This window comes from Bradyrhizobium sp. 604_D8_N2_3 (genome assembly GCF_051810765.1).
GTDB classification, from domain to species: domain Bacteria; phylum Pseudomonadota; class Alphaproteobacteria; order Rhizobiales; family Xanthobacteraceae; genus Bradyrhizobium; species Bradyrhizobium barranii.
This window is the reverse complement of record NZ_JBPWPM010000001.1, coordinates 1432082-1453452: the sequence shown is the minus strand read 5'-3', so window position 1 is coordinate 1453452 and position 21371 is coordinate 1432082. Positions and strand designations below refer to the sequence as shown.

The 21371-nt window shown below is 61.5% G+C and carries 21 protein-coding genes and 1 pseudogene; 6 read left to right on the top strand and 16 right to left on the bottom strand.

The annotated features are described in order from the left end of the window. Positions 1 to 41 precede the first annotated feature (41 nt). A complete protein-coding gene (locus AB7245_RS06815) occupies positions 42 to 1337 on the bottom strand; it encodes an MFS transporter (RefSeq protein ID WP_439034025.1) in 1296 nt (431 codons plus the stop codon). A 7-nt stretch (positions 1338 to 1344) separates the two neighbouring features. Here AB7245_RS06815 and AB7245_RS06810 point away from each other — a divergent pair, with 7 nt between their 5' ends. The 4 genes from AB7245_RS06810 to AB7245_RS06795 all read left to right on the top strand — a co-directional run bounded on the left by AB7245_RS06810 (position 1345) and on the right by AB7245_RS06795 (position 3461). Continuing rightward, positions 1345 to 1581 carry a hypothetical protein gene (locus tag AB7245_RS06810; RefSeq protein WP_231144062.1) on the top strand — a complete coding sequence of 79 codons (237 nt, stop codon included), beginning with the start codon at positions 1345 to 1347 and terminating at the stop codon, positions 1579 to 1581. Positions 1582 to 1671: 90 nt separating this feature from the next. Continuing rightward, a complete protein-coding gene (locus tag AB7245_RS06805) occupies positions 1672 to 2067 on the top strand; it encodes a hypothetical protein (protein ID WP_439034024.1) in 396 nt (131 codons plus the stop codon). An 826-nt stretch (positions 2068 to 2893) separates the two neighbouring features. After that, positions 2894 to 3109 (top strand): hypothetical protein, encoded by a 216-nt coding sequence (locus tag AB7245_RS06800; RefSeq protein WP_439034023.1) that lies wholly within the window; start codon positions 2894 to 2896, stop codon positions 3107 to 3109. Between the two features lie 145 nt (positions 3110 to 3254). Next, positions 3255 to 3461 carry a hypothetical protein gene (locus tag AB7245_RS06795; protein ID WP_369726319.1) on the top strand — a complete coding sequence of 69 codons (207 nt, stop codon included), beginning with the start codon at positions 3255 to 3257 and terminating at the stop codon, positions 3459 to 3461. A 782-nt stretch (positions 3462 to 4243) separates the two neighbouring features. Here AB7245_RS06795 and AB7245_RS06790 read toward each other — a convergent pair. The 9 genes and pseudogenes from AB7245_RS06790 to AB7245_RS06750 all read right to left on the bottom strand — a co-directional run bounded on the left by AB7245_RS06790 (position 4244) and on the right by AB7245_RS06750 (position 14723). After that, positions 4244 to 5239, bottom strand: a pseudogene (locus AB7245_RS06790) (carbon-nitrogen hydrolase family protein). Positions 5240 to 5310: 71 nt separating this feature from the next. Next, on the bottom strand, positions 5311 to 5856 hold the full coding sequence (locus AB7245_RS06785) for an SDR family oxidoreductase (protein WP_439034022.1): 546 nt from the start codon (positions 5854 to 5856) through the stop codon (positions 5311 to 5313). 101 nt (positions 5857 to 5957) lie between these two features. Further along, a complete protein-coding gene (locus tag AB7245_RS06780; protein WP_439034021.1) occupies positions 5958 to 6284 on the bottom strand; it encodes a hypothetical protein in 327 nt (108 codons plus the stop codon). Positions 6285 to 6898: 614 nt separating this feature from the next. Continuing rightward, positions 6899 to 7318, bottom strand: a complete 420-nt coding sequence (locus tag AB7245_RS06775) for a CopG family transcriptional regulator (RefSeq protein ID WP_439034020.1) — start codon at positions 7316 to 7318, stop codon at positions 6899 to 6901. Positions 7319 to 7331: 13 nt separating this feature from the next. Beyond that, positions 7332 to 9311: a conjugal transfer protein TraG gene (locus tag AB7245_RS06770; protein WP_439034019.1), complete on the bottom strand. Its 1980-nt coding sequence runs from the start codon at positions 9309 to 9311 to the stop codon at positions 7332 to 7334. A gap of 1310 nt (positions 9312 to 10621) precedes the next feature. After that, positions 10622 to 12349, bottom strand: a complete 1728-nt coding sequence (locus tag AB7245_RS06765; protein ID WP_439034018.1) for a relaxase/mobilization nuclease domain-containing protein — start codon at positions 12347 to 12349, stop codon at positions 10622 to 10624. Positions 12350 to 12850: 501 nt separating this feature from the next. Then, positions 12851 to 13747, bottom strand: coding sequence for a lytic transglycosylase domain-containing protein (locus tag AB7245_RS06760; protein ID WP_439034017.1), 897 nt, complete (start codon positions 13745 to 13747; stop codon positions 12851 to 12853). Next, positions 13747 to 14262 carry a S26 family signal peptidase gene (locus AB7245_RS06755; RefSeq protein WP_439034016.1) on the bottom strand — a complete coding sequence of 172 codons (516 nt, stop codon included), beginning with the start codon at positions 14260 to 14262 and terminating at the stop codon, positions 13747 to 13749. The genes AB7245_RS06760 and AB7245_RS06755 overlap by 1 nt, the downstream gene beginning before the upstream one ends. After that, a complete protein-coding gene (locus tag AB7245_RS06750; RefSeq protein WP_439034015.1) occupies positions 14259 to 14723 on the bottom strand; it encodes a DUF2840 domain-containing protein in 465 nt (154 codons plus the stop codon). The genes AB7245_RS06755 and AB7245_RS06750 overlap by 4 nt, the downstream gene beginning before the upstream one ends. Before the next feature lie 281 nt (positions 14724 to 15004). Here AB7245_RS06750 and AB7245_RS06745 point away from each other — a divergent pair, with 281 nt between their 5' ends. Beyond that, on the top strand, positions 15005 to 16054 hold the full coding sequence (locus AB7245_RS06745) for an IS110 family transposase (RefSeq protein WP_439034014.1): 1050 nt from the start codon (positions 15005 to 15007) through the stop codon (positions 16052 to 16054). A gap of 587 nt (positions 16055 to 16641) precedes the next feature. Here the strand turns inward: AB7245_RS06745 and AB7245_RS06740 are convergent. From AB7245_RS06740 to AB7245_RS06720, 5 genes are all read right to left on the bottom strand, one after another. Further along, positions 16642 to 17523, bottom strand: coding sequence for a replication initiator protein A (locus tag AB7245_RS06740; RefSeq protein WP_439034013.1), 882 nt, complete (start codon positions 17521 to 17523; stop codon positions 16642 to 16644). A 21-nt stretch (positions 17524 to 17544) separates the two neighbouring features. Beyond that, positions 17545 to 17826, bottom strand: coding sequence for a helix-turn-helix transcriptional regulator (locus AB7245_RS06735; RefSeq protein ID WP_018454787.1), 282 nt, complete (start codon positions 17824 to 17826; stop codon positions 17545 to 17547). Between the two features lie 131 nt (positions 17827 to 17957). Further along, a complete protein-coding gene (locus AB7245_RS06730; protein WP_439034012.1) occupies positions 17958 to 18350 on the bottom strand; it encodes a DUF2285 domain-containing protein in 393 nt (130 codons plus the stop codon). A 186-nt stretch (positions 18351 to 18536) separates the two neighbouring features. Continuing rightward, entirely contained in the window at positions 18537 to 18731 is a 195-nt protein-coding gene (locus tag AB7245_RS06725; protein ID WP_439034011.1) for a transcriptional regulator domain-containing protein, read from the bottom strand. Between the two features lie 164 nt (positions 18732 to 18895). Continuing rightward, positions 18896 to 19168, bottom strand: a complete 273-nt coding sequence (locus AB7245_RS06720) for a DUF2285 domain-containing protein (RefSeq protein ID WP_439034010.1) — start codon at positions 19166 to 19168, stop codon at positions 18896 to 18898. 158 nt (positions 19169 to 19326) lie between these two features. Here AB7245_RS06720 and AB7245_RS06715 point away from each other — a divergent pair, with 158 nt between their 5' ends. Further along, positions 19327 to 19578 carry a helix-turn-helix domain-containing protein gene (locus AB7245_RS06715; RefSeq protein WP_439034009.1) on the top strand — a complete coding sequence of 84 codons (252 nt, stop codon included), beginning with the start codon at positions 19327 to 19329 and terminating at the stop codon, positions 19576 to 19578. Positions 19579 to 19761: 183 nt separating this feature from the next. On the opposite strand, the gene AB7245_RS06710 is transcribed toward AB7245_RS06715, so the two are convergent. Beyond that, complete coding sequence (locus tag AB7245_RS06710) at positions 19762 to 20952, bottom strand: DUF932 domain-containing protein (RefSeq protein WP_439035709.1); 1191 nt, start codon at positions 20950 to 20952, stop codon at positions 19762 to 19764. Between the last annotated feature and the right edge of the window lie 419 nt (positions 20953 to 21371).

Genomic DNA, 21371 nt, shown 5'->3' with positions numbered 1-21371 from the left:
TAGACCGACGAGGCGGGAAGTCAGGCAGCGCAAGGCCGAGTTCACCACTCCACATCCTGATCGGTTTCCAGGATGACCATTTCGGCACTCGGGATCATGACGTGAACTGACCTGTTTTGGCCCGTCGATTTGCGCTTGAGGGCGACCTCAGATTTCCAATTCAACTCTTTGAGCCAAGGAGCGATGAACCAGACCAGGGCGGCCAGCTGCAGCACAACATTGATGCTGAACGCCGTCTGATACGCGATTGAGGGGTAGTGTCCGTCCTTGGCCGGCCATTGCTCGAGAATTAACCCCGTCACGTACTGGACGAGGAAAGCCCACCCGAAATGCAGAACGTTGAGCACGCCGTTTGCGCGGGCGATCAATTCGGCCGGAAAGTAATCTCCGATGATCGCGTAGCTGAGGGCGATTGCTGATCCGACCACCGCCACAATGATCCATGACGGTAGCGACAGGAAAGGTGGATGCACGATCAGCGCGAGTTCGGCTGCAATGAACACAGAAGCTATGATCGCGAGCAACGTTTCAATGTTCTTGCCGTGCCGACGCAGCGAATCGGCGACCACGCCGAGCAGCAATGCGCCAATGCTTAGGGCTATCGCCATGACGAGCAATTGTGTGACAAGGCTCGTTCGATCCAACCCTTCCACATCGCTCAGCCAAGAGGCTGCCCACAAGGACTGCAAGGCCCACGCGGACCCGATACATGTTGAAGAAATCGGCGTAATTCTCCAGAATCGCCCATCCGTATAGACGGTTTTCAGACTGACTGTCCCTGGAGGGCTCTTCGCAGTTGCCTCTTGCTCTGGAACTAAAAAATAGATCGCAGCGGCTGCGGTGGCACTGGATGCGGCAAGCACCTCAAACAGGCCGCGCCAACCTATCCAGCTAAGCAATGCCTCGGCTGGTGCGGTTGCCGTTACCGCGCCCAGTGCACCCAGCATGATCATAAAGCCGTTCAGGAGCGCCACGCGCTCTCTCGGAAACCAGAGGACGACCGTTTTCAGGCCAGACATGAGGGAAGCTGCGGTGCCAAACGCTATCATCGTGCGACCAAGCAAAAGCGACAGGAATCCGGTCGACAATCCGAAAAGCGCAGCGCCTGCGGCGGCCATCAGCAAGAGCGCACTTTGGACCCGGCGCGGACCAAAGCGATCCAAGAGCATGCCCAGCGGAATCTGGCTGCCGGTAACGACCAGAAAGTAGATCGAGGCCAACAGCCCCAAATCCGCCGTATCAAGCTCGAATTCAGAGGCGAGGCGGCCACAAATGAGCGTATTGATCATCCGAAACAGATAGGAAAGATAATATCCCGCGGCAAAGGGAAGGAACACGCAAGAGATGATCCGCCAGCTCCAAGGCCGGATGACCGGCTTTTCGCGTGATATCTGCCCAGTGGCATCGCTGCGCGTGCTTCTCAAAGCGCGGCTATTGGCCTTAGCAAAAGGCGTTTGGCAGCTGTCGAAAGTTGATATTGCTGCCGCCCTCCTCGGCGACAGCACACGCTTCCGATTTTTCACCTACGGCGGCCACACAGTGGCGTTCTTCTTCAATTGGCGCTCGCGCAGCGGCGCGTGACGCCCCGCCGCCAATTTCAGACCCGGATCGGCTGGAATTTCCAAGGCGAGCGATCGTCTCCTGCAGCAAGGGCCGACCAAACCGTACGCGATGATCGACCTGCTCGGCAAAGACCTTGAAGCGCTCAAGGCCGAGTACGCACGCCTCGTCCTGCTTGGATGGCGGCATCGGCGGCGTCAGCGTGAGGTGGTATCGTGCATGGAGAGCCACTATTTCCGCGATCATCGCGATGTCCGTACGCAGACTAAGCACCTGCTCATTCGTTCGCTCGATCGCCTCGTATACAAGACCCTCTATAGTCGGCGCCGGATCCAGGAAGCGCTCAAGAGCCGCCTCTACGACGACGCTCTTGCCCATCCCTGGGCGGTCAGTCGCGGCTTCAAGTCGCTGGAAAATGCTCTCCGAAACTTGAATCGTTATCTTTCTGGTCCGCTGAGCTTCGCTCGGGCTCGGCTGCGCGTCCACCTCAGCTTCATTCCGACTTGAGCTCGGTTCTTTCCGGCGCTCACCGCTAATCTGCATACTCCAGCTTCCTTCTCTCTGCGACTGCACACCGCCCGCGCGCTTGCACGCGCGTGGTCTGGATGTTCGGTCGAACGGATGAATCGCCCTGCGATGACGCACGACAAAAGGGCCGAGACCGCATGCCGCTTCAACCGCAGGGACATTCTGCGCGCAGTCTGGCGTACCGAAAGAAGGAAACGGCGGACTCCTAAAGACCAGCGCCAGACGTCTCGTAGCCTCTTGTCCCTCAGAATCGAAAAAGCTACTGATCCGAAAAGGAGGTCCAGCGCGATCTAGACAGCGCGCTCGCGCCGCGACGTCGCGAACGACCGCCGCAGATGCGCCGGCATCATCCCTTTCCGCCTAATGCGCCTCATACCAACCGCACCAGCTCACGCGCGCGCGACGGAATACACCTGCCTTGTCGATTTCCGGTATGCACAACCGTTCGCGCGCCGCGCGTCGAGCCCCCTCAGGATCATCGAAACGTATCTGCTGGCCCCGGTGCGACCACTCACTTGTCGGGAGGCTTAGGGGGACTGTCGGCCCCATTTGCGGGCGGCTAAATTCCCCCTCGGTGTGGCTGCAAACGTAGCGCTCGTTGTGTCCCCGCCAGCCAGGAGATTCATCGATCCCCCCGCACTCCGGGCATCGCTTCCGGATCCGACGGAGGACTGCCATGAATTGCCGCTGCCGACGGCGAACTTACTTGCGTTAGATCGGCTGCTACAGGCTCGTCGCCCGCCTTGACGTCGGAGCCGTCGATGTACTTAAGTGCAGCCCTGGTAGCGTTGCGTGGGGGCACATCATGGATGTCGAGTTCTACAAGGGCTTTGCACAGCGAGCCCGCGATCTGGCCGATAAGGCCGACCCGTTCACGCGAAAGCGGCTTCTGGTTCTGGCCGAGAGATACGATGCCAAGCTCGGCAAGCCGTCGCCGGCCAGCCGCAACCTTCAACGCACGCTGCCGCTTCCCCGCACCGTGCCAGCCGTGAGCTCCGTCTCCGATGCTGGCGAGGCTTGACGAAGAGCGCCGGCAGCGAGGTCGACTGCGACGTCTGCAGCGGCAGCAAGCATCAGCCCTCGCATGGGGCTCCAAGGCGCTGGATTTTCCAAGGACGATACACGACCTACACCGGGAAAGGATGCGCACCCAAACCGGAGTGAGCATGCCGGATGTCACGGGTTGGCCGCAGTCACCGCACTTCGGAAGCACTGCGGTCGCCGAGCAGCTTGCCGGTGGAGGCATTCACCAAATGGACCGACGAGCATGCCGGACAAACGACCGGCAGATGAGTGTCGAGACCGATCTGCTCCAGTCCTGTCAGCAGGTGCTGCACGTTTATGCCGGTGCGCGGGCACCTGAAAAGTACTGATTGCTCCATCCGGCCAGCATAGGCCTGGATACTGAGCCCTGAAACTGCGGTTGTTTACTGAGGGCGGGCGCGCACCTCCCGGAGCACCGTGCGGCGGCAGTAATGAATCTTGATGGCGTCTGGAGGCCGGCTCTGCGACAGGGCTTTGCGTATTCTTTGGCCCAGTGCTCAAGCCGCGCGGCCGGGTCCGCATCGTTGATCGAGCGCGCAAGCGGGGGTACCTTCTCGCCGGCATTCTGTTTTATCGTCCTCCATGGAATCCTAACCCGAAATGGGCGCTCGTGTTGCGCGCTCTTGCATGGAGATCACATACCTACAGTGCGCGCTTCACTTTCAGCCACCAGCTTGCCCGGCGAGGATCGCCCGGACCTGATCTCACGCCGGTGGGGCGCCGCTCGGTGAGACCTGCCAGGACGAGCCGTCTCGAGCCGACGATGTGGACTTCCGATATGAGCGGATCCTCATCCGAGGCAACATCCAGATCTCGAGACGAGGCGCCGCAAGGATGGACAATGCGCCGCCAGCGTAACAGTCCGGACACCTGAGCGGACTTGCCGCTGCAGTGACGAGATGCGCTGTAGCCTGGCGGTCGGCGAGGCTCCGCAGCAGGGCGTTTCTCCAATGGAGAACCGGTCTGGATCATGCGAGTGTCCGCACGGCCCCGCTGCAAACTAGTTCTTTCTCTTTGCCTATCCGGCTCTCGGACGGTTACCCCTATCCGGGCTCAGGTCGAAGCCGGGATACGCCCTGTCCCGGCCCCGGCGGGGGAAGACCATTGAGGCCTAAGCGGCGTCGCCAGCACGGTTCTCACGGTGAAGGCCGTTTGGAGCCACGCCCCTGGGAGGAACAATCCGTTCGTGGACGTGCGAAGAAGGTGTCCGGTCGATCAAGAGGCTGATCAGTTCAGGGCGACTGTAGTGACCGCTTGCATCAATCACTCTCTTGCGCCCGTCGATTTCGATGAAGTCGAGCTCGGCAATCACCTCTCCTTCACCTTCCTTCATGGGCTCGCCGATCAATTGACCGTCGGGGGGCAACGATAGCGGTGAAGCAACCGCCCGAAATCGGACCGATAGCACCGCCCGTGTCGTTGGCAATTTGGGCTTGTTGGTCGGCGTTGAGCCATGCGGTTGCGCTGACGACGAAGCAGGCCGACTCAAGGGCATGCTGCCGGGTGCTCACTTCCGTTTGCTGGGAGAAGAGGGGGCCGAAGATCGAACCGGGGTACATCGCCGAGTGGATCTGCTCGCCATCGGCAATCAAGGCGTATCTGGCCAGCGGGAGATAATGCTCCCAGCACGCAAGCTGGCCGATCCGGCCAACGGCGCTGTCTACGGCGCGAAGGCCGTCACCGTCGCCTTGGCCTCAGACCATCCGCTCATGATAGGTGGGGGTGATCTTGCGGCGACGCTGGATCAGCGTGCCGTCCGCATCGAATAGGAGCTGAGTGTTATAGATCGATCCTCCGTCCCGCTCGTTGGCGCCGACCGAAACGACCATTTGGGCGTCCTCGCGGCTTCGGCGATCGCGTGCGTCTCCGCAGAGGGAACCGTAAGGGATTGCTCAAGCAGCCTCTGATGCTCCTTGGCAAGCGCGAAGGGCGGCTGGACGAACGAGAAATACGGGTAGTATCGAATGATGGTCTCAGGAAACGTGGCGAAACGCACCCCCTTCTTGCTTAATTCGCGAATCTTTTTGGTGATCTTCTCGACCGTCCCCTCTCGGCTGTACAACACGGGGCTGATCTGTACGGCGGCTGCCTTGACGATGTTTGTCATTGTCTTCTCCTGCTCATTGTCGGGATCGGAGGCGTGGCATTGGCACTGGTGTAGAGGACGACGGATGACTCTCACGGGGCTGGTTCGAGCACACCGGCAGGGCTTGTTGGACTCAGGGCTGCGTGCTGCGTCCGCCATCGACAGCCACGTCGATGCCGGTGATGTAAGATGCGCCGTCGGAAACGAGAAAAGTCACCCGTCGCGATCTTCCGCGGCTTTCCGAAGTGTTTCGCGGATATCTGCTCCAGCAGGGCCTTTCGGTTTGCTTGAACGCTGACCTCGGAAATGCCGAGCCTCCTAAACAGCGGGCCTTCGATGACGCCCGAGCTCTCGGTGTTTACCCGGACGCTCCGGCGGATCAGCTCGGCGCCAAGCCTTCGCGTAAAGTTGCGCCGTACAGCCCTCGATGCCGATACGGTCGATGTGGCCGCGATTCCGGCCTGATCGAACAAAGAAGACGTGAAAACGATCGCGCTGCTGTTGTGCATCAGACGTAATGCCTTCTGAACGTTGAAATAGGATCCGCGGAAGTTGGCGGTCAAGACGTCAAAGCTCTGCTGCGTTGTCGAGCCGAGTTCGGCATTGGCGTCGAAATGGGCTATGATAGTTTCGCGCATTCCATGGAAGCGGGATAGCCGGCGCGAAAAGCGGCAACAGCCAAGCCTCGCTGTCCGGATAGCTGCGCAACGCCCTGCAGGACTTTGGCTCATGACGCGTTTTACGCATCGCTCGGCTTGTGCATTGAGGGATAAGGCTTTCTGCCCGCTGTGTGGGTAGTCGCGTCGGCTACTGCCGTAGTCGAACGATGCGCCATCATGTAGTACGTGGTGAAGTGGCCGCTCTTGCTGGCGATCTTGCCATTCTTGCGAGTGACTTTGCCCTTCTCACGTTTGGTAATCAGCTGCATCTTGCACCGCTTGGCGATCAGGGGCATCGGGACAAGCTTCCATCCCGTGGCCTTGCGCAACACTGCCTGCGTAACGCCGTCTGGCGGCGAGGCGAGAGAGCTGATCAGATTGGTCTTGGTGTGAGGATGCTTGGCCATCGTCGCCACCCGGGGGAATTGGACCTCATTGAACAGCTCCAGGCCAGTGTGCTTTTCTTGGGCTAGTTGTCCCTTTCATCGAAAGGGGACGATTTAGTTCCGCTCCTTTGGAATTGCCGAAACATATTGCAGGCGGTCTCATGCGCTGGCTGATTGCAATCCGACGTAAACGGATAACGTCGCACCAGTTCGCTGAAGTTTGGGGCAGTGCACGTTTACGCATTTTTCGACACGGTGCTCGCGAAGTCAGGCCCGACAATGTGGATTGCTAACACAGAGGACCTGCCGTGCAATCCGCAAAAACTGGTAGGGGCACTACTGGGAAGACCTTGGCTGGAGAGACTTGCGCTTATTCAAGCAAGCAGTCTCACTCCATTTGAGCGGCAGCTCGGATGGAGGCCGGCCTTTTCTTAACTCGCCATGCAGTCTGTCCCCTCAGATATCCGTCCTCGGTCCTGATCAAACGCGCTCGCACGATTCGATTTGGCCCTATTGTTGTTTGCGGCCGAATGCACTCGGCGAGAGGTACCTTCGGAAGTTCCCTTGTGGTCCTCGCGCGCAATCGCAGCCTGTTCTCAAACAGCATGATCCGCCCGCTCCGACCGTCGATCGACTTACTCTGGAATTCCGGCGTTCAAATCGGAGCTCACCTCTTTCAGAACGCTTGATCCGCTGGAAAGCCTTCGGCCGAGCGCTTCAACGAATCGATCATAACGTTCGGCGCCTTTGGCGCGAGCGGCTGGACTGGATTGTTCTGGCAATGCTGGCACCGATGTCAACCAGAAGCGGATGAACAGGGCGAGCGTCTCGAGCGTGATGCTGTCATTGCGTTCGAGACGCTCGAGCAGCCGTGCGATCCGATCCAGCCGCTTGGCAATGATCGCCTCGCGTCGGTCGGAATCGTCAGGCGAAAGAAATGACGCGATCGCAGCCTCTGCGACCAGCGACTTGGGCTGGCCACGACGCTCTGCGAAGACATCAAGGGTTCTGAATGTCTGCGGATCAAGGTAGACACTGAGCTGAATCTTTTTCACCGATTTGGCCCGCTCACAGGTCCATGCCATCGTCAGGGTCGAGGCTGGTCGCGCGCGCTACTCCCCGCATTGCGCGGCTTAGGGCTTGTGCCTGGACCGCATCTGCGTCCGGCTCATCGGGACCAGCATCGAACTCATGTTCCGGAAGCGGTGCCTCGATTTCGATCTCCTCGTGCTGCGGCAATTCTGGCTCGCGCCGCAGCCCCCCATTCGGATCGCTACGTTTTCGTTGCCGGGGCGCAAGCAGTTCGATCGAGGGCGCAGCGGTTGGGTGCCCTGACCAGTCCTCATCCGGGCGCGTGGACAAGAGAATCGTTCCTGTTCTGGCGGGCTTGAAGATTCGCTTCTGAAATTGCGGGTCCTCATAGTAGCGAACCTTAGTGGCCCGCAGGGGATGGAGGCCCGACACCATCACAATCGCCTCCTTCGATGAGAGCTGCATGACTTCGCCGGGCGTCAGGAGCGGACGGGACGTCTCTTGGCGGCTCACCATCAAGTGTCCAAGCCAGGGGCTTAAGCGATGCCCGGCATAGTTTTTCATGGCGCGCAGTTCGGTCGCGGTCCCCAGCGCGTCCGAGACGCGCTTAGCGGTGCGCTCGTCATTCGTGGAGAAGGCGATCCGGATGTGGCAATTGTCGAGGATCGCGTGGTTCGGTCCATAGGCGCGTTCTAATTGATTCAAGCTCTGAGTGATCAGGAAACTGCGAATGCCATAGCCCGCCATGAAGGCAAGCTGGCTCTCGAAGAAGTCGAGCCGGCCAAGGGCTGCAAACTCGTCGAGCATCAGGAGGAGTTTTTGGCGGTGCCGGTCGGGATCCAGGCTCTCGGTCAGGCGCCGCCCGATTTGATTAAGGATGAGCCGCATCAGGGGCTTTGTGCGGACGATGTCGGATGGCGGCACGACAAGATAGAGCGAAACGGGCTGCGGTCTGTCGACGAGATCGCGAATCCGCCAATCGCTCCGCGCGGTGACCTTAGCGACGACCGGATCGCGATAAAGGCCCAGGAAGCTCATTGTGGTCGACAGCACGCCCGACCGCTCGTTCTCGCTCTTGTTGAGCAGCTCTCGCGCAGCGGAAGCGACGACAGGATGAACGCGATCACCAAGATGAAGAGTCGCAAGCATCGCATTCAGCGTGGTCTCGATCGGGCGGCACGGGTCCGAAAGGAATCTGGCGACCCCGGCAAGTGTCTTGTCAGCTTCAGCATAAAGGACATGCAGGATCGCGCCGACGAGCAGAGAATGGCTGGTTTTTTCCCAATGATTGCGGCGCTCGAGTGCCCCTTCGGGATCGACCAGGATATCCGCCACGTTTTGGGCGTCTCGTACTTCGCAATCACCACGGCGAATCTCAAGAAGGGGATTGTAGGCCGCACTTGCCGCGTTTGTCGGGTCGAACAAGAGTACATCTCCAAGGCGGGCGCGCCATCCCGAGGTCAACTGGAAATTCTCGCCCTTGATATCGTGGACGATCACCGAGCGCGGCCAAGTCAAAAGAGTTGGAACGACCAGGCCGACCCCCTTGCCCGAACGGGTAGGCGCAAAGCAGAGCACGTGCTCAGGGCCATCATGGCGAAGATATCGACCGTCGAAACGCCCGAGTACGAGGCCATCGGCGCCTAGCAGCCCCGCCCGTTTGACCTCGCGCGTATCGGCCCAACGCGCTGATCCGTAAGTCGTGACATCGCGAGCCTCATGCGCGCGCAAGACCGAAAGCACCATTGCTGCGGCGACTGCCGCGATCCCACCGCTCCCGGCAATGGCGCCCCCCTGGAGGAATATCGCGGGCGCGTAAGCGTCGAATTCGAACCACCAGATGAAGAAGGCAAACGGCTCGTAGATGGGCCAGGCCCCTAGCCTGAACCAGGCCGGTCCAAGCTGCGGCTGGAACGCAAGCTGATACGCGGTCCATTCGGTCGCTGCCCACACGAAGGTGAACGCGATCAGGCAAACCAGGATCACCTGATGCCAGATGATTTTTGTCGCTGACATGGCTTGCAGATATCGACACCATCGACCTGTTGGCCACAATCAGGGGCTTACGTTTCTCGTAGTCGCGCGCGCCCTAGCGAAGGGATCGGCGGGTCAGATCGGGAAGCGGCGTTTGGGCCGAAAAAGTTCGCTCCCCCTAGAACAGGCTGCCTCAAGGAACCGTCCAACCAGCTTCGCGTGATCGGCGCTTGGATGATGACAGAATCAACTCGTACCGTGCTGCCGCTCGAGGCGAACCGGCCGGCCTTCGCGAAGCGACGCTCCGGGTTATAGAATCCTGCGAAGGCTAGCTCGCGTCTTCCCCTAAGCCCTCCGTCAAGCGCGCACGATCCAGGGAGCGTGCGGCGTGCCACAACTCCTTGTTGATGAGGCGGACGTTCGCGGATTAAATCGGCAGGAGGCGGGGTTCGCGGAGTTGGAGTATAAGGCTCATGCGGGGAGCGTCCCGGCAGGAGCGCTTATTCCCGACGGAACGACACTGCCGGGCCGACGGTCATCGAGATACTCCCGCAGATCGGTATCGAGCGAGTCCCTCCTCCAGCCGGTCGCCTATTGGCGCCCTATTGTTTTGGCCCGCTAGATGCTTGGAAGTTGCACATCAGCTGTTGCGGTCTCTCTGGAGATTGGGACAGGCGACTAGCGTTTGCCAAATCATCATTGCGCGAATCGGCTGCAGTTCGCCTATCCACTCCTCAAGCTGGATTGCCGGCCCGGAGTTGTCCGATTGCTCGCCGGCCTGCATACGCGGATAACCTCGCGCGAATGCCTCCACAGTCGAGCAGATAAAATCGCTATTCGCCCGCTCGATGACACCCGCACAACGGAACGGGGTCCAGCAAACTGGACTCTGGCGGACGGAAAAGCGGTGAGCGAAGCGGCGGGGTCTTTTGCAGAACATCTGAGCATCGGCATCCGAGACCAGCACGCACGGAGGTATCACCGCTCAAGCCACAGCCAGACACCTTCCGATCACTTCAAGATCGAAGGTCCCTTGCCGTTTCCGCGCACGGGGTGGCCATCTCGATTCGAAGGGTCCTGCTAGCCGATTTTGCCGTGAGAGGCTGACGAGCCTCAGCAAGCTCAACGGCGCATTTTTCCACACGGCTGCGTCCAGCCGACCATCGAGCGCCACCAAGGTCGAGGGAACCCAGAGGCGATAAAGAGATACGTCCAGAACGGTGGATCCTCCATTTGCCATTCGCTGCTCACTGTCGCTCCTCTCCCATTTTTCCGTCTTGACCTGTCCACGCGGGGGCAACCAAGTCTCGCCCGCCCTGCAATTGGGCGCAGTGCAGCGCCAGGACCTCAGGTCAGAGCGATAGGCCGCGCTTGCGCCCGAAGTCCCAGTCGACGCTGCCTGGACCGGCGATGCCGCTGACCTGTTTGCCCAATTCCCGCTCGAGCGAAGGCGACCAGGGCACAAGCTGAAAGCCGAGGCCGTTGTCGATCATCGCGAAGCGCCCCGAGGCCAATGACAGGCGCCGACGACAAACCCCCGAAATCTGCTCACCTGCGTCAGATGGCAAGTGCGGAAGGCCCGTTTCCTCCATGAGGCGTCGTGTGACGACGTCGAGTTCGCGATCCCGGAGGGCGTCGATCAGATTGCGGCTTAGCCGGACCTTGTTGCCATGGCGCTGGGCGAGCCCTTGGCCGGCCAACACATCGATGCGCTGTTCGAGTGCCGCACGAACCTCGGCGCCAAACGCATTGCGGGAGAGCTCGGCAGGAGCTCGCGCGACGAGCTGCCGGTCCAGCCACGTGGCTCCCTCCGCCGCGACCTGCTGATCCAGAACGAGTTCCGAGCGAACCGCGAACGCAATCCGTGTCCGACCACGGGCGTCCGCAAACCGGCGCAGTTCCACAATCCCACCGATCGGCCCATCACCGGCCGCCTCGAGGTCAGGAAGCTTCACGTGATGCACGCGCCCGTCAATCCCATCGACAATGGCAAACGCTGTGCCCTTGAGCTCGTCATCAAGCCCGCGCGCGATGAGACGGCCAACGATCGGTTCGCCATGACTTTCGCCTTCGAGTGCCCAGCATGCAGGTGCGCGGCTGGCGCCGTCCCGCGTGAGACTTTTGTGCAGCCGCCTGATGATGTCACCGCGCTCGCCAAGCGCGCGCAACCGCGCCTCTGCATCGGCGGCCAGGACCCAGACCGCGGGCCCGGCAGGTTCCGCCAAGCCGAGCCGCTCGAGCGTCCGCATCCGCCCGATCCGAATTTCCCGCAGTGGATCGCGCCCGGCATCCCGCTCTAACCTCAAATCGATGACGCCGTCCGCCGTCCCCGCTTCCCGGGACAGCGCCCGGTCGAGCCTGGTCCAGCGTTCGGCAGTCATGTCCGCCTCAAGGCTCTGGCGGATCTCGAGCTCCGAGCGAGGGCCAAGTTCGCGCGTGACAAGGTCACTGGCGCGGGCGCGTAAGCCCATAGCGATATAATCGCGACTGATGACGAGGTCGGCACCGTCATCCGTACGGCCCCGCACGAGGATGTGAATGTGCGGATGCTCGGTATTCCAATGGTCGACCGCGACCCAGTCAAGCCGTGTGCCAAGGTCGCGCGAGGCCTGGTCCATCAGCTCCCGAGTGAAGCTACGCAGGCAGGCAAGTTCACCAGCATCATCAGGCGAGACGATGAACCTGAAATGATGGCGGTCACCCTCGCAACGCGTGACGAAGGCGCGACCATCCGCATCGTCTCCCGCAGCGTCGAATAGTTTGCCCGGAGCGCCGTCGCGCGTGACTCCATCGCGCTGCAGGTAACCGATATGAGCGCGCAACGCGCCCGGCGAACGCATCCGCCGCACCACCCGGGCCTTGACCATAGCGCCGCGGCCGCGGGCGTTGAGGAGCCGTGCCGCAGCGATGCTCGCGGCGCGGCCGCGTCCAAACTTACGGCCATGGCCATGCTTGCCTCGCGAGAGGCCGCCGGCCTTCTGAGCCGCAGTGAGTGCCTGCGCCAGAAAGGGCTTTGTCCGAGGCGCGCGCGTGGAACGGATACGGCCGGGACGGATCCGAAGATCATCGTCACGCGTCATTCCGGCTGCCGCAAGGTACCGAAAGCCGTGTAAGAACAGCGCGTTGGCGAAAGCTGAACCTTGCTCCGAGTCCGCGTAATGTTTACTCGATCATTGAAATCGATACACTTTCTCGCACAACCGACCGGCCGCACCTTGCGGCTTTTATCCTGCCGTCCTGCCGTCGTCGTCTCCCGGTCGCTGCTTCCCAGGGGCCGACCTCCAAGCCAACAGACTCTCGGTACTCTCGATCTGCGACAAGATGCAGTTCGGGTCATTGCGACAGACCTTCAATAGCGCCTCCCCGAACACGTCGGCTGGTGCCCGATTCATTGCGAAAGAGCCGCCGCGACTTGGCAGCCAACTTGCGAAGCCCGACTGCTTCCGGGCGCTTGCGATAGCGATCGTTACCCGAAGGGCCGAGACACCCGAAGGGTGGCTCGGTGAGGAGCGAAGCGACGAGTAGAGCGCGGGCCGAAGGCATCGCCCGTACCCCATCAGCTTGCGAACCCACACACTTGGTCATTGCGATGCTCCCGAATCCGATCGAGGGACGAACACGCCAATAGGCCTGGGGACCATGGGTGAAACATCGGGCGCCGAGATTGCGGTCGTGACACCGCTCGACGGGATGAGCGCCAGCAACCGATCTCGCGTTTTCATGAGATCGGATCGCGCGACGAATAGCGTCTCAGTTGCTGATGACTGTCCGCTGGGCGTCCACCTCGGCGGCAGTTGGATGGCAAGCAGATTTGCAAGCTTTGTGACGTATGCTCGCGTCTCGTCTGGCAAAGAGCCGCCAGCGAGATGCTCTTCATAGCGAGATGGTCCCGCGTTGTACGCGGCAAACACGCCAGGCGAGCCATACCGATCGAGCAGTTCGCGCAAGTAGGCCGTGCCGGCCAGAATGTTTTCGCGCGGGTCGTAGGGATCGTTCCCGAGATTGTAGCGCTCGCGAAGTTCCGCCCAAGTCGCCGGCATGATTTGCATCAGCCCCATGGCACCCTTCGGTGACCTGGCACGCCTGTCTCCCGCGCTTTCGACGTCCAGGACTGCGCGGATCCAGCGCGCCGGCACGCCGAAGCGGCGCGAGGCCTGCTCGACAAACTCCGAAACCGGATCGCCAGCTCGATGACTCGCTGAAGGCTCCGCGGGTCGCGTCTCGGCGACAGCAGTGGCGTTACTCACGGTCAGCGCAATCAACAACGGTACGACAGCGCGCAGGCTCCCTTCGAACAAGCGCAAGCCTGCCGTCGTGCTCGCGCCCGTCCAGGGTAAAGCCGCTTCGCGCCGGCCGTTCGGCCGCCCTGGACCGCCGCTGCGCGCAACGACCGCGCAATTGTCGGTCGGGACGGAGGAATGGTGCAGCATGCGGCCGAACAGAGGAATTGCTGTTCGGAAACTCAATACGGGCACCATCAATCCTCCCAGGTCCACACCGGCAGCGCGCGCCCAATGAGAGCCGATGCCGGCAAGAGCCCGAAATAACGGCCATCCAGTGAGCTGGTGGACTGCCAGTTCATCACAAAGAATTCGCCCTCACCGACCATGCGACAGCCCTGCCATTTCGGGAGGGGACGGCCACGGCCGTCACGCTCCCGGGCTTCGCCCATTTGGATGGAGTCAACCGAAATGGTGAGCCCGCTTCGGCAAACGGTCTGCCCGGGAAGCGCCAGCACGCGTTTGAGCATCGGCAATCCGGCTGGCAGGTACCCGTTCAGATCGAGGAAGGTGGCGAGCGGCTCCGGTGGCTGTACGGCGATGAGTTCCGTAACCAATAGTTTGTCCGCAGGCTGCACGCGGTAGAGTCCGATCGGTACACTCTCGGATGCATTCCAGATGTAGGCCGGCGTAATCTCCAGAACGATTGGCGCGATAAGTGCGACGGCACCGCCGAGCATCGTGGTCAACGTCTTGAGCCGCCGCGGTGTCATCGCATGACCCTCTGCCGGTGAAGCCAGGCCTGGTGGCGCGCCTTCGTATAGGGACGCGGGTTTTCGTTGACGGACAGACGGTTATGCACGTGATGCCAATGATCAGGCGCGACGTCGGCTGGATGGATGCCGAGCGCCTCGATGGCATCGGTCATCTGGAGCACTCGTTCGACCTTCGGCCAGCCGGAGAGCCGCAGCAAAATCTCTCCGCCGGGCGTCACATACGGTACGGTCGAGCAGCGCTGTCCCGCTGCGACCGCGCGCAAGATGTCGATGCGCGAAATGATCGTGCCGAAATCGTTCGAGGTCCAACGGACGAAGGCAAAGATGCTGCCGGGTGCAAATGACAGAACACGCCGGTGACGATCAAGCTTCCGCTCGTTGACGATGCGACCGAACCGAATGCGGTTTTCGATGCGCTTCTCAAGCCACAGCACTTCTACTTCGGTGAGGTCACTCATGCCGCGGCTCCCTGGTGCTGGAGCTGAGAGCCGTGAGCTTTGCGCTTGGCGAAGTACGTATGCGGCTGGTGAAGGCAAGCACGACTCGCGGCCCGGCCTCGCCAATCGCGTCCAATGTGGCGTTCGGTCCGGTCCGTTAGAAGAAATCCGAAGGATTTCTGGTTAGCCGGGGTACTGACCGGTGCCCCCTCGCCGGCCCTGCGGCTGCGAAAATGCTGCACAGCGATTCGCGAACGGAACGCGCGGTGCGGTCCGGCGGTCGGCGGTGGTGGAGGCGCATGATGGACTTCTATGCAGGGCTTGATGTGTCGCTCGAGGCGACCAACATTTGCGTGGTGGACGGCGACGGCAAGGTGGTCCGGGAGGCGAAACTCGAGACCGATCCGGACGCGATCGAACTGTTCCTGGCGGAATGGGGTATCCAGCTGAAGCGCGTCGGGCTGGAAGCGTTCTCGTACAGTGCGTGGCTGTTCACGGCGCTTTCCGACAAGGGCCTGCCCGTGATCTGCATCGAGACCCGGCACGCCAAGGCGGCGCTGAACGCGATGCTGAACAAGACCGACCGCAACGACGCCAAGGGCATTGCCCAGATGATGCGGACCGGCTGGTTCCGCGCGGTTCACGTCAAGTCGGAGAGCGCACAGACGGTGCGGGCGCTGCTGGTCGGGCGCAAGGCCTTGCTCGGCAAGGTGCTGGACATGGAGAACATGATCCGCGGCCTGTTGCGCCCGTTCGGCCTCAAGGTCGGCGAGATCTCGGTCGGCCGTTTTGAGGCGCGGGTGCGCGATCTCCTGGCCGGGAAGAAGGAATTGGAAGCGATCGTCGGGCCGCTGCTGGACGCCCGCAACGCCATGCGGCTGCAGCTGGCAAAACTGCACCGCCTGGCGCTGGCGGCAGCGCGCGGCGACAGCGCGGTGCGGCGGATGATGACCGTGCCCGGCGTCGGCGCGCTCGTGGCGCTGACATTCCGCGCCACCGTCGACGATCCGGCGCGATTCAGGAAGTCGACCAATGTCGGCGCCCATTTCGGGCTGACGCCGCGGCGCTATCAATCCGGCCAGACCGACCGGATCGGCAGCATCTCCAAATGCGGCGACGAGCTGACGCGGGCGATGTTGTATGAGGCGGCCATCGCGATCCTGACGCGCATTCCGAAGAACTTCAAGCTGCGGCTCTGGGGCCTGCGGCTGGCCAGGAAGAAGGGTCTGAAGCGCGCGGCGACGGCGGTGGCGCGCGCGCTCGCCGTGCTGCTGCACAAGATCTGGATCGATGGCACCACCTTCCGGTTTGGCACCGGCGGCAAGCGCGGCCGGGTCGCTGCGGCGGCGTAACGGCCTCCGCGACCCGGCCGCTTCCACGCGCGCCTTTTCCTTCCGCCACGGCGGAGCAGCGTCTCCCGAGGAGACGGGGATTTGGGTGAGATCGCAACTTTTCTTGCCGGCGGCTTCATGACGACGTTTGAAGCCATCAAGCACGGCGCTGGTTAGCCTGACCGCCCTTTCCTCAGATTCCGGCTTGTGGTGGCCATCGTGCCAACCACGGATGTTAGCGAGTTCTCCTCGACGAGCGAGTGGCTGCAAAAGGACGTGACGCGCACCAGGCAATGATGTCGACGCCAACGATCGCGAAGATTTGCGCGCGATCGCGTTCGCGCGCGCAGATTGGAGATAACAATCGTATTGCAGCGAAGCTTTGCGCGTGGGAGTGTGGATGCATGAGGCATCCTCGTTGCACGCGCGGGCGACTTGTTCACAACGTACTGATTCACAACAAGAAGTTAGTGTCAGTATGTTAGTAAAGTTGGAGTGGCCGGAACGCGCAGTAAAACAAGCACTTAAGCTCGATTCCGGTCCCCGATAGCACGAGGATCGGGTCCCCGATAGCACGAGGGTTGCGGTCCTCGATAGCACGAGCTGATTCACAGGTTGTCCTCCGAATTTGGAATGAGTCCGCGCCGGCGCAGGCGTGCCGTTAAGGGATCAACGAGCGTGGGCACGAAGTTCAGCCGCTCGGCGCCATCAGGATCGCGTGTGAGCACGAGCCGATAGCCGGGCAATGTCTGACGCTGCACGATCTGACGTATGTCGTAGGCAAAATGCTTGAGCGGCGAGAGGATGCCGGACTTGGCATGGAGGTGCACAAGGTCAAAACTCCAGCCGCCGTCCTGGTGACCGCCATGCTTGCGCACGAGGCGGTAGAGCCACCGCTCAAGCCCGCCCGTCAGATCGAAATAGCCGCGATCAATTGTCAGCACGAGCGCGTCATCGATAACGCCCGCATAGAACCAATCGGGCAGGATCAGCTCGAGCCCAAATGGTCGACCATTTGCATCGGCCGTCTCCTTCCATTCGTTGATCCAGGAGAAGCGATGCCGCCGCCGTTCTGCCGGCTGACGGATCGACGTCAGCACGGTCGTTGACTGCAACCTGTCGAGACCCGCCTTCAGCCGGTCATAGTCGCGCGCGCTGGTGCCGCGGCCGACAAACGTCAGGATCTCGTAAGGCGTTGCAGCCATCAGGCGCGACGTCTTCAACCCGGCGTCACGGGCTTCGACGACCTGGGACGCGGCCCAGATCAGAACGTCGGCATCCCATATTGTCGCCATGCCGTGTTCCGGCACCGCCTCGACACGAATGGCGATCGCACCGGCACGGAAATCAATTGGCACAATGCGCTTTGTTTTTGCGAGCGAGAAGAACGGATAAGCCATGAGATCCTGCGCATCGCGGGGCGCGAGGTCGCCGGGCAGCGCCCGAAAGAGCTCAAGCTGGTCGCGCTCGGAATGGTGTTTGCGCCGCATGCTCACTGCTCTCGCCCGCGATCAGCGACGTTCCTGGCCTGCATATGGGCGCAGCACCGGATGCTTCTTTGCCGGCAGCACGGTCCCCTTCCCCGGGTCAGACGTCGACGTTTTGGCGCCGAGGTCAGCCCAGGCTTTCAGATCGTCTACGGCGTAGACGACACGTCCGCCGATCTTCCGATAGGTCGGTCCGGTGCCGTAGGTGCGGTGCTTCTCGAGCGTGCGACCGGAGAGGCCAAGGTAACGCGCAGCCTCCGGCGTTCGCAGGAAGCGCGGAGGTAGACCGGCCGTCGAATCGGGCATTTGAGAACTCCAGGATGACAGCGCACCGCGCATGGCGGCGCTGGCGTGTGTGCGGTCATCATGGAGAAGCGCGATCTCGGAGGGGGATGCCGAATATCGGGGGGTCGATTTGCGGCCCCCCAGCAAGGGCGCTACTCGTCTCTGCGTCTTGGCCGAAGCAGCTTGCGATAGCCTCCGCGCACAAATGCGAGGCCGCTTTGTACAAGGCGACGGGTTCGGCTGCGCAGATCGTGTGTTTTCCAGCCTCGATCCGAGATGCGCCCCTTGCCAAACAGAGCTTCTGCGATGCTGCGATAAGTCGCGCCGGCGAGATACGCCGCGGCCGCGCGAAGGGCTGCGCACAGTCGTTCACGCCGCTGTTTGGGAACGCGATGAAACGGAGGCCCTGGCGCGCGTCCATTCATCGCGCGCCACAGCCGCGTGGCGGCATGCGCGCGCGCCTCGAAATCGCGATCAAACGGCAACTCGGCCGCATAGCGAGCGCCTGCCGTCAGCGGCTGTTTCGACCAGATGCGGTGCTCCACCGAACCGATTGCAGCACGGCATGCCAGCCGTCAGCGGCACGGCGCACCTGACCAGATGCAAGATCCAGCGGCGGCTGAGGCGTTTGGTCTTGACCAGGCGTTGAAGCGGTTACAGTGACCGGGACGACGGTCGGGAGAACCTCGGGCGCCCAAAAGATTGTCTTCTCGTGGAACGATCCCTGCGGGTCATGGGCGAAAGCAGAGGCCCCACCTCCTCCTGAATTCCTCAGTCACCGCGCCATCTGAGTTGTTGACGATGATCGCATCGTAGTCACGTTGGTAGTCCACGTTCATACGAAGACCTACCCAGGCGATTTCAGTGATGTCGGCATTCTCTAGGCTCTTAAACGAATCCGGCGACCGCCAGTCGAATTCAGGCATTGCTTCCGCCCCATTGCATGCAGCTAATAAGGATTGCGGCGCAATAATTATAAACGACGCGGTTGTAGGAAGCCCCTAGTTTGGCACCACGTGGTGCATGAGCATGACCACCCGTAAGCGGAAGAAAAGCATTCCGGCTGCGCGCCCCTAGTCGGCGATTTTTTCTATTTTGAGCCGTCGCCACGTAAAAGACGTCCCTGCTCGGTCACCCATTTGGCGCGTGCAAGATGGCTCTGATATGCGGTCCGTGCACGGTCCGGCTCCCGCTGCGGATCGAGATGTAAGACGATTCGAGCGACCTCACGCCAGTCCGCCCCCTCACCCTCCGCCTGCAGAAGGCGAATGTACGTGACGACATGCTGTTCGTCATACGGCGTTAGCTTCGGATCAGAGGGGGCAGCGTCCGCAATGTCGGGATCGAGCGGCGGCTTCTTCATGGCTTCCAATCCACTTGCAACGATTCTAGACGCTTGGCCGCCAGAGTGGTGAACGCGTCCAAATTTAGCCGTATTCCGCCGACGGGGCCAGCACGGGATAGTTGAATACATATTATAGGAGATAAACCTCATAGTATGTAAAGCCGCAACTTGCGCCGATGGACATGCGCAAGTTGGTCGGTCGGAATTTCGCAAGACTGCGGAAGCAGAAGCGCTTCACGCAGGAGAAATTCGCCGAAGCGTCCGGCTTTACCCAACAATATGTCAGTGACCTGGAGCGCGGCCGCCGCAATCCAACTGTCGTAACCTTGTTTGAACTCGCCAGCACGTTGGGCGTCAGCCACGTCGATCTCGTTCTCCCAGATGACGAGGCGCGAGCCGAGCGATCAAAGCCCGCTAAGCGGAAGTGATCGGCTCGTGGGAATCCATTTTCAACAATCGTAGAGCCTGACTTCGCGAGCCGGGCCGAAGGCCCGGCGAGCGCCGGACGCGGACACGCGTTGCCGCCGCCGATCCGGCTTGCCGGATCGGCGGCGGTGCACCAGGCATTGAGGGAAGCCGCGCAACCTTTCCCGGTTGCGCGGCTTACAGTGTCAGATTGCACGCTCCATCAAGCGCTTTGCCTTGCCTTCTAGTTCAAGGCGCGTGTCCTGATGAGCCTTGCCACGAGCAAATGCGGTAATGCCCTGCACAAAGTCGAAGATCCCCTCCGGCTTGCGGTTTTCCTCGCCCAGAACAGTTTCAATGATCTTCGAGGCCTCGGATTTGGAAAACCCGCCTTTGCGGAGGAAGGTCTCTCGGTCCTCGTCAGTCCGGGCAACGATCCGCTCGCGCGCCGCCTTAATGCCGGCGACGAATGGCGCAGGTGACGACTTGGCAAAGCTCGTCAACGCGGGGGCGGCTTCATGCGCAAAGCGTTGTGCGGCAAATTTGGAATGCCGGATCGATATCTCCTCGAAATTCTCGACACCCCACAGATTGCGGTTCATGCAGACGGCCCGGAGGTAAAAGCTCGCAATGCCCAGTGTCTTGCTGCCAACTTCGCTGTTCCAGCAGTAAAATCCCCGGAAATACAAATCCGGTGATCCATCCGGCAACCGGCCCGCCTCGATCGGGTTAGTGTCGTCGACCAGAAACAGGAACACGTCGCGGTCGCTGGCGTAAAGCGTCGTCGTGTCCTTGGTCACGTCCACAAAGGGGTTGTGGGTCATCGTTGACCAATCCAGCACACCCGGCACTTTCCAGCGCGTGTCGCCGGTGCCGTTGCCTGCGATCTTCATGACGGCCGCGACCAACTCATGATCCCAGATGCGGCCATAGTCCGGCCCGGTGACAGCACGAAGCTCGACGCGCCCGTTATCGGTCTCCAAGGTTTTCACGAGCTCGGCGCGATGCGACAGCAAGCCGTGTTGCAGATTGATGGCCGACAGGGCCGCGGGAAGCTGCCGCAGATACGATGTCGGCGTGCCGACGAGCGTACACAACTGGCCAAAGCTCCAATGCGTCGGGGCCACCGGCTCGTCACGTCCCGGCACAGTGAGGGCCAGACGCTCAGCATTGTCCCGGCTCGCCTCCACGCGGATGGTCCGGCTTTCCACCGTCCGCGCCTGCGCGCGCTCGGCCCGTCCTCGTACTGCTTCATAGAGGTCCGGCAGGTTCAGATACCGCTCGTCATCCGGTCGCGCAAACCACTCGGACGACACGCGGCCGATCCGCTGGCCGCGCGATACGTCCACGCGAAAGCCGCCGGAAGCAGGCTGTTGGCCTTCTGACAAAGTCATCATGTTCATGGTCGTTCTCCTATGGGCTGAGGTTGAAGCGCAGCGCTGCGCTGCAACCCTGCCCGTCGGCGAGACCTGGGGTAGCAAGGGCAAGGGCGGCCGGAGCGGAGGGGACTCCCCACCTTTTGCAAGAGCCTTCTTCTCGCAAGTTCGCTCAAACATTTGCAGCTTCCCGTTCTCACCTTTGGGCAGGGTGAAGAGCGCAACATCGCGCTCGAAGCCCTGCCTCGCGGCGAGCAGCGGGTGTGCAAGCGGAGCGAGTGCCTTCGCGGGGAACCGGCTGCAGGGAGCGTGGATATCTGTCGCCGATCGCGTCAGTGAGAAGCGACCGAAGCTGGGCGGAAGGCACTCCGCAGCGCGCTGAGGGCGGAGCCCTAAGCCTTCGCCGCGGGAGCGCAGCGACGCGCAAAACAACGCCGGCA